At 65.1% G+C, this 13,536-nt stretch carries 12 protein-coding genes; 9 read left to right on the top strand and 3 right to left on the bottom strand.

All coding sequences use genetic code 11. The annotated features are described in order from the left end of the window. Entirely contained in the window at positions 1 to 873 is an 873-nt protein-coding gene (gene xdhC / locus JOE62_RS15400; RefSeq protein WP_204723043.1) for a xanthine dehydrogenase accessory protein XdhC, read from the top strand. Between the two features lie 91 nt (positions 874 to 964). Then, positions 965 to 1,714: a hypothetical protein gene (locus JOE62_RS15395; protein ID WP_204723042.1), complete on the top strand. Its 750-nt coding sequence runs from the start codon at positions 965 to 967 to the stop codon at positions 1,712 to 1,714. A 69-nt stretch (positions 1,715 to 1,783) separates the two neighbouring features. Here JOE62_RS15395 and JOE62_RS15390 read toward each other — a convergent pair whose 3' ends face one another. Together JOE62_RS15390 and JOE62_RS15385 are read right to left on the bottom strand one after the other, a co-directional pair. Then, positions 1,784 to 6,238, bottom strand: a complete 4,455-nt coding sequence (locus JOE62_RS15390) for an FtsK/SpoIIIE domain-containing protein (RefSeq protein WP_204723041.1) — start codon at positions 6,236 to 6,238, stop codon at positions 1,784 to 1,786. Beyond that, positions 6,235 to 7,281, bottom strand: coding sequence for an RDD family protein (locus JOE62_RS15385; RefSeq protein ID WP_204723040.1), 1,047 nt, complete (start codon positions 7,279 to 7,281; stop codon positions 6,235 to 6,237). The genes JOE62_RS15390 and JOE62_RS15385 overlap by 4 nt, the downstream gene beginning before the upstream one ends. 145 nt (positions 7,282 to 7,426) lie before the next feature. Between JOE62_RS15385 and JOE62_RS15380 the strand changes: the two genes are divergently transcribed. The 7 genes from JOE62_RS15380 to JOE62_RS15350 all read left to right on the top strand — a co-directional run bounded on the left by JOE62_RS15380 (position 7,427) and on the right by JOE62_RS15350 (position 12,104). After that, positions 7,427 to 7,714: a WXG100 family type VII secretion target gene (locus tag JOE62_RS15380; protein WP_038993214.1), complete on the top strand. Its 288-nt coding sequence runs from the start codon at positions 7,427 to 7,429 to the stop codon at positions 7,712 to 7,714. A 119-nt stretch (positions 7,715 to 7,833) separates the two neighbouring features. After that, positions 7,834 to 8,157: a hypothetical protein gene (locus JOE62_RS15375; protein WP_204723039.1), complete on the top strand. Its 324-nt coding sequence runs from the start codon at positions 7,834 to 7,836 to the stop codon at positions 8,155 to 8,157. Positions 8,158 to 8,175: 18 nt separating this feature from the next. After that, entirely contained in the window at positions 8,176 to 9,621 is a 1,446-nt protein-coding gene (locus JOE62_RS15370) for a hypothetical protein (RefSeq protein WP_204723038.1), read from the top strand. Positions 9,622 to 9,662: 41 nt separating this feature from the next. Beyond that, the gene (locus JOE62_RS15365; RefSeq protein WP_204723037.1) at positions 9,663 to 10,283 is read left to right on the top strand and encodes a hypothetical protein; all 621 of its coding nucleotides are present in this window, start codon (positions 9,663 to 9,665) and stop codon (positions 10,281 to 10,283) included. After that, complete coding sequence (locus JOE62_RS15360; RefSeq protein WP_204723036.1) at positions 10,280 to 10,846, top strand: hypothetical protein; 567 nt, start codon at positions 10,280 to 10,282, stop codon at positions 10,844 to 10,846. The genes JOE62_RS15365 and JOE62_RS15360 overlap by 4 nt, the downstream gene beginning before the upstream one ends. Beyond that, positions 10,843 to 11,481, top strand: coding sequence for a hypothetical protein (locus JOE62_RS15355; protein WP_204723035.1), 639 nt, complete (start codon positions 10,843 to 10,845; stop codon positions 11,479 to 11,481). The genes JOE62_RS15360 and JOE62_RS15355 overlap by 4 nt, the downstream gene beginning before the upstream one ends. A 32-nt stretch (positions 11,482 to 11,513) precedes the next feature. Further along, positions 11,514 to 12,104, top strand: coding sequence for a hypothetical protein (locus tag JOE62_RS15350; protein WP_204723034.1), 591 nt, complete (start codon positions 11,514 to 11,516; stop codon positions 12,102 to 12,104). Between the two features lie 29 nt (positions 12,105 to 12,133). Here JOE62_RS15350 and JOE62_RS15345 read toward each other — a convergent pair whose 3' ends face one another. Continuing rightward, a complete protein-coding gene (locus JOE62_RS15345) occupies positions 12,134 to 13,501 on the bottom strand; it encodes an FAD-binding oxidoreductase (protein WP_204723033.1) in 1,368 nt (455 codons plus the stop codon). Positions 13,502 to 13,536: the final 35 nt, after the last annotated feature.

Genomic DNA, 13,536 nt, shown 5'->3' with positions numbered 1-13,536 from the left:
ATGCGCTCGTGGATTGAAGCGGTCACCGTGCTGCGCAATGAGCGTCGGCCGGGCGTGCTGGCTACCGTCATCGCGGTGCGCGGGCATGCCCCGCGCGAGGCGGGAGCCAAGATGGTGATCTCCAGCCAGGAAATCTTCGGGACCATTGGCGGGGGCAACCTGGAGATGGCTGTGATGGAACGGGCCCGCCAGATGATCGCCGTGGGCGAGGGCCAGCCGCAGAGCATCAGCATGAAGCTCAGCGACAAGGCTCCAGCCAAGTTCGGCCGCCAATGCTGCGGTGGCGAAGTCACGGTGCTGCTGGAGCCCCTGCCGGTTGTTGCCACGGTGGCGATCTTCGGGGTGGGCAATGTGGGCATGGAATTGGCCCGCATCCTCTCCCGCCATGACCTGGAATTGCATCTGGTGGATTCGCGCCCGGAATTCCTGGAGGAGCTTCCCGTGCTTGAACCCAGCGTGGCGCAGATCCATCCGGCGGTGGCGGTGCTCGGGGAGCAGGTGCTCAGCGCCCTGCCCGACGGTGCCCACGTGCTGATCATGACCCATGATCACGCCGAGGATTTCCACCTGTGCGATGCCGCCCTGCGCCACCCGGGATTGGGGTCGATCGGGCTGATCGGGTCCAGCGCCAAGTGGGCGCGTTTCCAGAAGAATCTGGGCGCCGGCGGCTTCAGCGATCAGCAGATCGCCGCGATCCAGTGCCCCATCGGGATCGAGCAGGTGCGCGGCAAGCAGCCGGCGGTGATTGCCGTGTCCGTGGCTGCCGAGCTGCTGGCGCGCATCACGGATGCCGCGACGCAGCCGGTGCCCGACGCAGAACCCGCGCAGAACCCAGAGCCTGCGCGGAGCGAAGCGAAGATGAGAATAGTCTAATGCGGGGAACAAGGAGCACTGCTGGGGAGTTTAATGATGTGAGAGCGGTGCCCCAGCGCACCGCGCCCGCAAAGCCTAGGAGGCCGATTTCATGTCCATGTTCGACAAGCTGCTGCGCAAGGGCAAGCAAATGGCTGGCCAGTATGTCCGGGAACAGCTCAGCCAGCGCAGCTCCAGCGGCAATCAGCGCGGTTATGATCGCGACCGGCGCGGCTACCAGCAGAACACTTCCGGCTACCAGCAGCCTTACCAGCAGCAGCGCCAGGACTACGGCAACCGCGGCTACGGCAATCCGCAGGCTTCAGCCCCTTCGCGCGAAGACCAGGCGGCGATCGAGAAGTACCGCTACATGCTGCGCACCGCTCCGCCGCAGGATATGGAACGCGCTCATGCCGAAGCCTTCGCCCGGCTGACCCCGCAGCAGCGAGAACTGCTGCACCACGAGCTGAACGAGCAGCTACCGCCGGCAGAACGCCCGAGGTCGCAGGATCCGCGGGACCTGGCCCGCTCGGCAACCCGAGCGGAAATCTCGCGTCCCGGATTCATGGACAAGCTCCTGGGCTCCGGCGGCAAGGGCCGCGGTCTGGGTATGGCTGCCGGGGCGGCCGGCGGCCTGGGCGTTGGCCTGCTCGGCGGCGTGGCAGGCGCGTTCATCGGCACCGCCATTGCCGGGCCGCTGCTTGACGGCTTTGCCGGCATTGGCGAAGAATTCGGTTCCATGGCCGATGGCCTGGGCGAAACCGTGGCCGGTGCCGGGGAACAGCTCGGCGGCCAGGCCGAGGGCATGTTCGGCGACTTCCTCGGCGGCGCTGGCGGAGACTTCGGCGACTTCGAGTTCTAGCCCCAGCACAGCGAAGCCGGCAGCAACTGCACGTTGCTGCCGGCTTTTTCGCGCCTACTGCTCCACGGACTACTGCTCCACAAGCGGAAGGTGCACCAGGGTGCGTTGGCCGTTTTGCACCATGAACCCGCGCCCCGGCGGGAATTCGTGGCGCTTGACGCGCGGGAACGGCACCTTGAACAGCGAGTCCCCGTCGTAGGCGTCGGGCTTCAGCGCGATGCCGTGGCGGTTGGACTTCAGCTCGCCGAGCAGCCCGAAGCTGGAGGAGAACGAGTTGATATCCCCATCGGCAATCAGGAAATGATCCGAGCGGTTGATGGCCTTGAGCAGTTCCTTCATCGGACGCTCCGCATCCGAATCGGCGAACTCGGTGAAGTTCTCCACGACAAACACCATCTTGCCCGGCATGGAATCATCCGAGACCAGATCCAGCATGTCCTTGGCGAACTGCCGGGTCTCGGCCGGGCCCGAAGCGGTGCCATTCCACTGCCGCCAGCCGCGCAGCTCGGCGCGCCGGCCGCCGAGGTGGAAGAACTGGGTGGCCGGGTTGGCGCGTTCCAGCGCGGTGACCATGGCGCGCATCGCATTGGTCTTCCCGCTCTGCGGCGGGCCGGCGATGACGAAGGTGCCGATGGACTCGAAGCCGCACGGACCCAATGTGGTGTCGGACAGGCCGATGGCCGGCAGCCCGTTGACAGTGTCGGGCAGCGACGCCGCCGCGAATTCCTGGGGCAGGGTTTCGACCCCGGCCGCCTGCGGGGCACCGGAAGCCGTGAGCTCCTGGGCCCAGCTGGTGGTCAGCGCGGTCTGCTCGGCCACGTTGGCGGTGCCGCCAAGCACCGCAATCTGCGCCTCGTGGCCCTTGATGATGGCCCGGCCGGGCACGCTGCGCTCATTGAGCACATCCTTGGCCACGCCCAGCACGTTGTACGCTTGCTCGTCGGCCATGCGCAGCACCACGCGCTGGGTGATGTTCGCGCTGATCGCGGTGGGTACCGCGCCGAAGCGGTCAGCGGTGGCCACCACGTGGATGCCCAGCGGGCGGCCCTCGCCGACGATGCGCATGAACACCTGGTAGAACTCGCCGCGGCCGTGGCCCAGTTCCCAGTCGTTGCGGAACTGGCCGAAACCGTCGATCAGCAGGAAGATGCGCGGTTCGGACAGGTTGCCTGTCACCCGGCGGTACTCGCTCAGCGAAGCGGCATTCGCGTCCGCGTACCGGGTCGAACGCTCATCGAGGTGCTCGGCCAGGATGCGGAAGACGCGCTGGATGCGCTCCACATCATCGCCTCCGATCACCGCGCCGAGATGCGGCAGCGGTTCAAGCGAGCGCAGCGAGCTGGTCCCGAAGTCCAGCGCGTACACCGCCGCCGTGCCGGCCGCCGGGTTGGCTCCCGCAGCGATCGCGATGCTGCGCAGCGCCGCGGACTTGCCGGCGCCGGAGGTGCCGTAGACCAGCAGGTGGCCGTCGGTGTCGGGTTCGAACCAGGCGGTTTCCTGGGCTTGGTGCTCGGGGATGTCGGCCAGCGCCAGCGGGATCCGGCTGTCCGAATCCGGGGCGAGCTCGCGCAAATCCACGGTGGCCGAGAGGTCATCGAGCCATGGCCGGCGCGGGGCCGGGATCCCGGCGCCGTTCGAGGCGGCGATGAAGCTGGAGACCAGGCGCTTCTGGTCGTTCGGGCCGCTGTTCTCCTCGATGTCCGGCGACCCGGATTCGGGCTGCTCCCAGACGCGCGCCCCGCCGAAGCGCAGGTCCTCCACGCGCACTTCGGCGGCTTCGGGCTCGTCGGTGGTCCAGCCGCCGGCGTACCCGGACTGGAAGGGCACCAGCCGGCCCGGGCCGGTCTTGGCGATGCCGCGCCCGGGCAGCGACGGGTCGAATCCGGCGGCGATCGGGTCCTCCACCACGTCGTTCGAGTCCGCGGCATCGGCCATGCGCAACGCCACGCGCAGGTTGGTGTTGGCGCGCAAATTGTCCTTGATCACGCCCGCAGGGCGCTGGGTGGCCAGGATCAGGTGGATGCCCAGGGAGCGGCCGCGCTGGGCGATGTCCACCACGCCGTCCACGAACTCGGGGACCTCTCCTGCCAGGGCGGCGAACTCGTCGACCACCAGCACCAGGGCCGGCGGGGTTTCCGGGTCCTGGCGCTTTTCCAGTTCCAGCAGGTCCTTGGCCTTCTTGCGGTGGAAGAGCTTCTCGCGGTGGTGCAGCTCGGCGCGCAGGCTGGTCAGCGCGCGGCGGACCAGATGCGGGGAGAGGTCGGTGACCAGCCCGACGCAGTGCGGCAGCTCCACGCAGTCGGCGAAGGCCGAACCGCCCTTGTAGTCCACGAACAGGAAGGTCACCCGGTCGGGGCTGTATTCGGCGGCCATTGCCAGCACCCAGGCCTGCAGGAATTCGGACTTGCCCGAGCCGGTGGTGCCGCCCACCAGGGCGTGCGGGCCCTGGGTGCGCAGATCCAGGCTCATCGCATCCGGGGTGCCCTGGCCGATGAAGGCGCGCAGCGTCCCGGCGCGCTTCAACCGCGGCCGGGTACCGGTGGCGGCGCGGTCGATCACCGAGTTGTTCTGCTTCCAGCGTTCGAGCACCGCATCCGGGGATTCGGCCAGGTCCGGGCCGAGGATGCGCAGCAGCGACACCGAATCCGGGATGTCCGAGGAATCCGGGACCAGCGAGCTGGAGTCCACGATCGGCGCCAACCGGCGGGCGAAGTGCTCGGCATGCTCGCGCGAGACCCCTTCCACCGACACCTTGACGGCTTCCTCGCCGGCACGCACCCAGCCCACGCGGGCATCATCCAGGCCCTCGGTGACGTCCACGAAGGTGCGGCAGGCGGCGGGCAGCGACTGCACGGTGGGGGCCACGAAGATCGTGTAGATGCCCACGGCCGGTCCGCGCTCGATGATCTGCGAAAGCCGGGCGCGGTCCACCGGGGCGTCGTTGGTCACGAAGAGCACCAGCGAAAGGTCCTTGGCCGTCGGCACGCCGGTGGACTGCTCGCCGGCTTCCCTGCCCAGCTCCATGGAGGTGTGCCGGGTAGCCAACGGGCCCAGCCGGTAGGACGACGGGTCGTTGCGCCGGGCTATCAGCTCTTCCAAGGCGTTGATGAGCACCGTTCCCGAGGTCTGCGTATCGGCCAGCGCCACCTGGGCCAGCGGGGAGCGCGGGCCGGTGGTGTGCGGCAGCCATTTGAACCATTCAAGGTCCTCGGTCCAGGCCGGGTCGATGATCGCTGCGGTGCACAGGTCGTTGGGCGCATGCAGGCCGAACAGCTGCACCGCAAGCGCGCGCAGCGCATCGGCTGACTGCAGCCGCGGCCCGGCAATGCCGACGGCGCCGGCCGAGGGCAGCAACTCGATGATCGGCACGTCCTCGATCATCCGGTATTGGGCGGTGAGCGCGTCGACGCGTTCCACGTATTCCTGCAGCCCGGTCCGGTCGGCCAGCGCGGCGACGGTGGTGCGGCTGCGCGCGGTACCCGAGCCCAGCCGCAGGGAGAGGAAGTTCCAGTGCTCCGGGCGACGGGTCCACAGCAGCGGGCCCAGCGATTCAGCCTGCTCGAAGACGGTCGCGGTGGCCGGGGCCTCGCTGCGCCGGTGCGCGCGTTCGGCTTCCTCCCCGGCCAGCAGGGAATCTTCCAGCGCTTCGAATTGCCGTTCGAAGGTCTCGATTTCGAGGCGCAGCTTGTTGTTGTTCTGGGTGCGCTGGCCGATCAGGTTGCCCAGCATCATCAGCGGCGAGATCAGCACCACGATCAGCGACAGCGCGCGCTGGGTGAGCGAGAAGATTGTCAGGCCCATGATCAGCGGAGCGAAGATCATCGGCCAGGGGAAGAGCTTGGGGCTGGCCTCCTGCGGGATCGCCGGGCGCGGCAGTTCCTCGCCGGGGTAGCGGACCTCCACCCGCGGGGAACGGTTGAAGAGGATCGAGCCGCCCTTCTCATAGACCGGGGAATGGCCGGTGGCGCTCCCGGGCAGCAGCTCAAAGAAGACCTCGGTGGCGCCCAGAGTGATCAGCTGGCCGGGGATCACCGCGACGCGCTGGGCCAGCCCGCCATCGACCAGGATCCCGTTGGCGGAGTTCAAATCCACCAGCTCGATCTTGCTTCCCACCTCGATGCGCGCATGCCGGGTGGAGACCATGCGGTCGTTGAGCACCACGGTGGCCTTCTCCGAACGCCCCACATAGGAGGTGCCGGCGGGCAGCGCGAAGGCCATGCCCGCATCCGGGCCGTTGGCCACGCGCAGCACCGCTGCCGCCGAGCCTCCCGAGACGAAAGCATCGGTGGTCGGCACGACCTCGATGGTGAAGCCCGAACCCAGTTCCGCCTCGGCCAGCGGGGTGTGCGGATCCAGCTGGACCGGTGCGGTGCCAGCGGCGGTGGCCAGCAGCGTGGGATGCTCGGGAACCTGCTCCCCGGCCAGGGCCCGGGCGGCATCTCCCACGGTGGCGGTGGCATCGCAGGTCAGCACCACGTCGATGGTGCTAGTGTCCGGGCGCCGGAGCGTGGCCTTGATTTTCACTTCGCTGTCTCCTGGAAGGTAATGCGGAAGGTACGGCTGCCGACCTGGACGACGTCCCCGTCATTCAGATGCAGGCGGACATGGGGTGGTGCATTGCGCGGGGCGCGGGAGGCGGTGGTGACCTGCGTGCCGTTGCTGGAACCCAGGTCCATGATCCAGGCATTCGCCCCGTCGCAGCCGAAGGCCAGATGCGTCTTGGACAGCAGCCGTTCGGGGTCCTTCAGCGCGACCAGCAGCTCATTACTGGACTCTTCCGTGGCCTGGGGCGCGCGTCCGATCAGTCCGGATTCGGGAACGGGGAGGTAGGATCCGTCGTCAAAGGCGAAGGCCGCGCGGCGGATGGTTCCCGTCTGCGGCGCAGGCGGCGAATGCCAGTCGCTGTTCTGCGCTCCGACGATGCCCGCTGTGGATCGGGGACGCGCGGGCACTGCGGCGTCATCGTATATCTCGTCCTCGGCGGACGTGCCCAGCGACGGCAGGTGCTCCGAAATATCCCGGTCCGGGCGGGAGATCAGGTATTCGGCACGGGCCAGCGCCCGCGGGTTGGTCGGATCCAGGCCCTTGCGGATATCAACCACGTAGGTTTGGGCGATCTTGTCCAGCCAGCTGCGGCGGTGCTCCCGGTCGAAGAAGCAGGACAGCAGCATCAGCAGTGGGCCAATGACCGGGATCAGATGGCTGAGCAGGAAGACGAAGGCGGCGAGGAGGATCCGGCCGAAGCCGGGTGCGGAAAAAGAATCCAGCCGGGCGGCGCGCAGGCGCATGGCGGACTTGCCGGGCGAAGAGCCCCTGCGGCTGTTCATCACGAGCAAGACAACCAGGTAGGCCACCAGCAGCAGGGCGCTGACTCCGGACAGGACCAGCGGGACCGTGGAGTAGTGACCTGTCACCAGGAAAATCACGTATCCGATGCCGGCGGGCAGCAGCGCGGCCAGCGAAATGGCGTAGTCGATGAGGCAGGACCAGATCCGGAGGCGTGCTTCGGCTGGCTGCATTCCGAGGGTTGAGGATCTGGCCAGTGCTGCTGCTGAAACTACGTCCATGGGATCTTTCTACTTCAGTTCAATGCCGGCGTGCCACGGGGAGTTCTCCCCATTGAGAGCAAGTCAGCTGCCACACTAGTCTAGTCTGTGGACGAAAAAAAGTGGCCCGGCAGCCGGGCCAGTCGACAAGTTGAGGAGCATTGTTGTGACTGATTTCAAGGCTAATTATGGCGAAATGGAAGCCATGGCATCGAAGCTTGACACCGGGCGCGAGGACTTGGACGGCGTGCTTGAGCAGCTGCAGTCCGGCGTGGACAAGCTGCTCGGCGAGGACTTCACCACTGAGCACGCTTCGGGCCAGTTCGGCGAAGGCTACAAGGACCTGAACGACGGCTTGAAGACCGCATTCGATGGCATCAACGACATGGCCACCGCGCTGCGCGACATGATGACACAGATCCAGGACACCGACCGCGGTATGGCCGGCCAGTAGGACCAACTGGGCCTTTCCGGTCATGTGGCCGCCCCGTTATTCACGGGGCGGCCACATTCTCGATCATGCTGTGTGCATGAGTCGAATTGGACGTTTGGATTTTAAGGAGTCGTTGCCCCGTGGCCGATGAGATATACCTGGCTCGCCTTGACGAGATCGTGACCAACCTGTACACCGGCATCCAGGAATTCAAGGATGCCTCCGACATCGCCAAAGGCATCGCCGAATCCGTAGGCTCGCCCATGGGAAAATCCGATCTCAAGGATCGCGTCAGGGACTTCGAGAATGACTGGAACAAGAACCGCGGTGAGCTCGTGGATAATCTCACGACCGTTCATGATCATTTGAAGGACATCAAGGAGGGGTTCGAAAAGTGGGACGAGGACACTATGAAAGCTTTCCTGAACTCCGCCGCTGATGATCAACCCAAACCCAAGAAGTAGACGGGAATTGCATCGAGAATGAGCTTGCAGTCACCATATACCCAGATCACCCTCCAGCTCATTGAGGGGGACGCCGGTAGCCTCCTGACAAGCGCAGAATCCCTAGTAGATTCGGGCAAACGGATGGACGTCTCCGCCAACCGCCTGGAAGCGATCAGCGAGGGAACTGGCGACCTGAAATCAGAAGCGGTGGACAAGGTCCGCGAGGCTGCGGGCGAGGTGTTCCCAGATCTGCGCAAGGCCGCAGACCGCTACCGCCTCACCGGCACGGCGCTCGAGAAGTATGCCAAGAAACTCGATAATGTCCAGAACTCGATGAATGGCGAATCAACCCCGCGGGGCGGCGCGGACTGGTACCCGTCCATGAGCTCCTTGGTCAACGCCATCGAAGAAGCCAACCAAACGGTGGAGAACAAGAGGGATGCCGAGGAGACCGCACAAGACTCTGTGGATGATGCCGACGGAGGGCTCTTCGGAATTGGCGAGGGCACTGATGAGGAAAAAGAGCAGGCAGCCAGTGACCTGACCACGGCTACCACTGCGCGTGAGGAGGCCGAATCCGAACTCAACAAGCTCTGGGGCAAGTTCGATGGCCGAGTTTCCTACTGGGAGGACGCCTTCGACGATGCGGTATCCGACATCGAGAGAGCGTTCGAGATCGCTGACAACCAGGACAAATGGTATGACCACCTGGCTGATGCCCTGAGCATTGCCGGCTTGGTCCTGTTCGTTGTTGCGATTGTGGCGACCGGGCCGTTGGCCCTTATCGCAGCCGCTCTGGCCTTGGTAGTCGGGATCGCGGCGCTGGGCATCGAAATCTACAAAATGGCTATCGGCGATGGTGATTGGACATCATTGATCATCGCGGCAGTGTCGATTATCCCGTTTGGCAAGGCCGGGGGCGCGCTTTTCAAGTTCGCCAAGACGCCAATCAAGTCGCTTGTCAACGGCTTTGGCAAAGCCAAGGGACTACCCAAGGCCATCAAGAACTTGAGCTTCAAGGATTTGAAGGGCTTCGCCATGCCATTCTCGAAGGCCAAGGGACTCGTGCGCAATTCGGTCGGCGATGCCCTCCCGGTGGCCTACAAGAAGCCAACGGGAAGCACATGGAACAAGGTCAAGACAAGCTTCTCGAATTCTTGGAGCGAGCTAGTGCATCCCTTCCGACAGCGGCAAGCCGGCCGGGAATTCATCGAGGGCTACGAGCACAAATTCCAGAACCGCCAGTTCGCTGAACGATTCACGGAAAACGTACTTGTGGGTTACAAGGACTCGCGGAACTATGTGCTTGCAGATTACATCATTGAGAATTCGAGAACTGCCGGTCCTGAAGCTATTGAATGGGCCACGAAAGTCCGTGGCGGTCGCGACGAAGCATTGCTCACCGGTACTGTTGATTTCTTGGGTGGCACGTTCTTCACCGTTTACGGAACCGGCCAAACGGCCAAGAACATGACGGTGTAACGTTCATGATGCATCCGGAGCAGGCCGGAGGAAAGGATACGATGGCTGAACTGACGCCCAAGAACAATCGCGGAATCGGATATGGAATGCTCTATCCCAAAGGCTGGCGTGAGTATCCAGTTACCGTGGAGGGCGAAGCGCAGCTGGCCAAGGTCGCGACTGACAAAGCCAAGAAGCTAGGTCGGGCCGATATCGTCCTGCTCATTCGCCGGAGCGTCCACGACACGTTCGAACGATTGCGCCGGCAGGGGGCGATTTCGACCGTCGTGCCCACCGAGACCATCAGCGAGAATTCGGTTATTCCGTCGTCATTGATCATCACACCGGTACGTGCCAATGCAGGCACGAGTCTGGAGGCTGCAGTGGCCAAGGCGGCCTTGGGGCAGCACGTCGCTACCGAGGAGATTGACGGAGCGCAATGGTTCCACTGGCTTGGTGCCGAAAAAAGGCATGAAGATGGCCAATTCGTGCAGGCGGAAGTGAATTTCGTTGTGCCGCGGCCCCGACAGGACGGCTCCATTGACCCGGCACCCGAGGTTGGCCTGCGCATCATCTACACCTATGGATTCCTCGAATCCCAACGCGGCTCGGAGGAGATCGAGTTGCTGCGAGAACTTGGCTACGGAATTATCGGCACGTTCAAGTGGGTGGGAATCGAATGACAAACTACACGGTGGAGCCGAATCTGGCTGATTGGATTCCCCTTCCCGGGGTGTTCCCGAACGAAACGTGGCGAACTCCTGAAGAGTGGGCGTCATCGATCGCGGAAGCCGCGATCAAGGACGACGAGGAAACCCGGGGACTGTTCAGGAAGTACGCAATCGATGTTATTCAGCATCGGAATGACCAAGCAGATCATTCATTCTGGTTTGCTCCCGAAGATGGCAGCAACATGGGCGTAGCAACCTTGAATGTCTATGTCGACGAACCCGGCATGACACTTGAAGAGGTCGTCGCACCGCCTTATGAGTCGTTGTCCCGCCAGCAACTCGATTCGGTCGCCTCGGAAACTTTCGGCGAGATCATCCAGTCGTTCACAACTTTTTCCACCGAGCAGATCGTCCCCGGCGAACCGGCGCAGTCGGTGGTGGGGCATATCAGGATGGCAGGACGGGCAGGGCGCGGACTCTTCGTGCTCAACGCCTTCGATTCGGACACGGTGGCATTGGCATTCATGGTGGATCCAATGGTGGAGTTGCTCGAATCGATCACCATCACCTCATGACCGCAGACCTGCCACCTACCGAAAGCCGATTAGTGAAATTCATCAGTACTCCGCAACTGCATGCCAAACGCCTGAAGCGCGGAATCATCCTGACCGTGCTGGGCCTTGCCTCGGCCGCCGCAGGATTCTGGATCCTGGGCCAGAACATCCGAGTGGGCGAGAGCAGCATCGCCACCAATTGGCTGAACTACGGGCTGATCGTCATCGCTGCGGCGTTGCTGACCTTCGGCATCGTGGGCATCGCAACCGGCCGGCAGGGCACGCGCCGCAGCGCCGGCGATGACTCGATCGACGTGATCGTCACCGAGCAGGGCCTGGTGACCCGTGGCGGCCGGGAGGTGCCGTGGTCGAATATCGGCCGCGCCGAGATCATCCGCTACATCAATGACTCGATGGTGCCGCTGCTCTGGGATTACTCGGTGCTCAACCGCGTGGTGCGGATCAACCTGCTGGACAACTCCGAAGTCGATCCGACGTCTCCCGGAGTGCGCGGGCGCGCGCCAATGCATTATCTGGAGATCGACCTGCGGCGTTATCCGATGGCCGAATACCAGGAGCACCTCGATGCACTGGTCGCCACGCTCAAGGAACGCCGCTTCCACACCAAGGAACGGTTCAAGCACAAGCAGTTCTGAATAGGACCCGACGACGTCAGGAACGCACACTCATGGCCAACGGCCGCACTCGGCGCCAACTGCCTAAGCACTTCATCACCGCCAAGGCCCACCATTGGCCGCGGGTGCAACGCAGTTCCCAGCTGCTGATGGTGGCCTGGATCCTGCTGCCGCTGGGGTTGTATCTGGTAGCCAACGACCTGCCGGAGACCTCCATCCGGCGTGCGCAACTCATGGCGAGCTACACGCCGACGTTCTTCGGTGCCATTCTGCTGCTCTTCGGTGCCTGGGGCGTGGGGACCGCGGTGCTGGCCATGCGCCGCAAGGGTGTCGATGCCATCGATGCAAAGATCCGCGCGTCCGGGCTCATCCTGCGTGGCGGGCGAAAGGTGGCCTGGGGTGACATCGGCTCGGTGACCGCGATCAGCTTCCAGAATGATGCCAAGGTGCAGCTGCTCTGGGACCGGGCCGAACTGCACCGCCGGCTGGAGGTGCAGCTGAAGCAGCCGGAAACCGGGACGCTGCGCATCGACCTGGTGCGCTATCCGGCCGTGGACTACCTCGGGCTCTATGAGTCGCTGCTGGACGAGTTCGAGCGCCAGCGCATCCCGGTGAAGCACCGGAAGAAGTGGATGCAAGCCTAGCCGGAGGGACTGGTCCCCGCCCCTGCCCGCTACAGCGAGCGCCCCGGAGTGAGGATTCCTGCCGGATCCAGCGCGGCTTTGACCGCCAGCTGCGCCGCACGGGTCGGCTCGTCCAGCTGCCAGGGCAGCTCGTGCTGCTTGACCTTGCCGATGCCGTGCTCCCCGGTGATGGTGCCGCCCAGCGAGAGGGCCAGCCGGGTGATCTCATCGATGACCTTTTCGGCGGCCGCATGGCCTTCGGGGGTGTCCTCCGCGTCGACGGTCGGGTGCAGGTTGCCGTCCCCGGCGTGCGCCACCACGGAGATCATCCGCCCGGTGCGCTGCGCGATCTCGTCGATCCCGCGGAACACCGCGGCCAGCTCGCCCACCGGAACCCCCACATCGCAGGAGACCCGCAGCCCGTTGGCGCTGAGCGCGGGATTGGCCAGCCGCCGCGCTTCCAGCAGCGAGTCGCCCTCGCCGATCAGCACGTCCGCTGCGCCGAAGCTGCGGCATAGCGCGGCGACCGACTGCGCGGCCTGCAGCGCATGGCGGCTGGTGAACTGGCCGATCAGCAGCGCCTGCCCGTCCACCGGCAGCCCGGAAGGGTGGAAGGCCTCGATGACCTGGACGCTGTGCGCGTCGAGCAGTTCGAGCACCTCCGGAAGGTACTCGCCGTTGACAATTGCTGTTACGGCGCGGCCGGCGTCCTCGACGGTGCGGAATCCTGCGCGGAAGGTCTGCGCGGCGCCCTCGGGTACAGGCTTGAGCCGTACCGTGGCCTCGGTGATGACCCCGAGGGTGCCCTCCGATCCGACGAACAGGCTGGTCAGGTCCAGGCCGACGACGTTCTTCCGGGTGCGTGCCCCGGTGTGCACGACGCGGCCATCGGCCAGCACCACGGTCAGTGCCGCGACCGAATCGCGGGTGACCCCGTGGTTCAGGCAGCGCAGCCCTCCGGCATTGGTGGCGATGTTGCCGCCCACGGTGGAGATCCGCGCACTGGCAGGATCCGGCGGGAAGAACAGGCCGTGGCCGCGCGCCGCCTCGTCGAGGTCCGAGTTGATGACCCCGGCCTGCACCACGGCCAGGCGGTTCACCGCGTCGATGTCCACGATCCGGTTCAGCCGTTCCAGGCTGATGACCAGCCCGCCCGGGTAGCCCGCCGCACCGCCGGAGAGCCCGGTGCCCGCCCCGCGCACCGAGACCGTCACGCCGTGGCGGTGCGCCCAGGCCAGCGCCTGCGAGACTTCGTCGGTGGATTCGGGGAAGACTGCCGCTGCCGGGCGCCCCTCGGGCTGGTAGCGCGACTGGTCGCGGGCCACGCGGTCCAATTCATCCGCTGCGGTGCTCAGTCGGGGACCGAAGACGGCGGCCAGTTCATCGAGTGGCAGAGTCGGTGCTGCGTGCTGGGTCATGGGTGCTCCTTTGCATGCGCGGTCCGGCAGGGGAG

Source organism: Glutamicibacter nicotianae, assembly GCF_016907615.1.
Taxonomy (GTDB): domain Bacteria; phylum Actinomycetota; class Actinomycetes; order Actinomycetales; family Micrococcaceae; genus Glutamicibacter; species Glutamicibacter nicotianae.
Note: the sequence above shows the minus strand (reverse complement) of the source record. Positions and strands in the feature narration are given on the sequence as shown.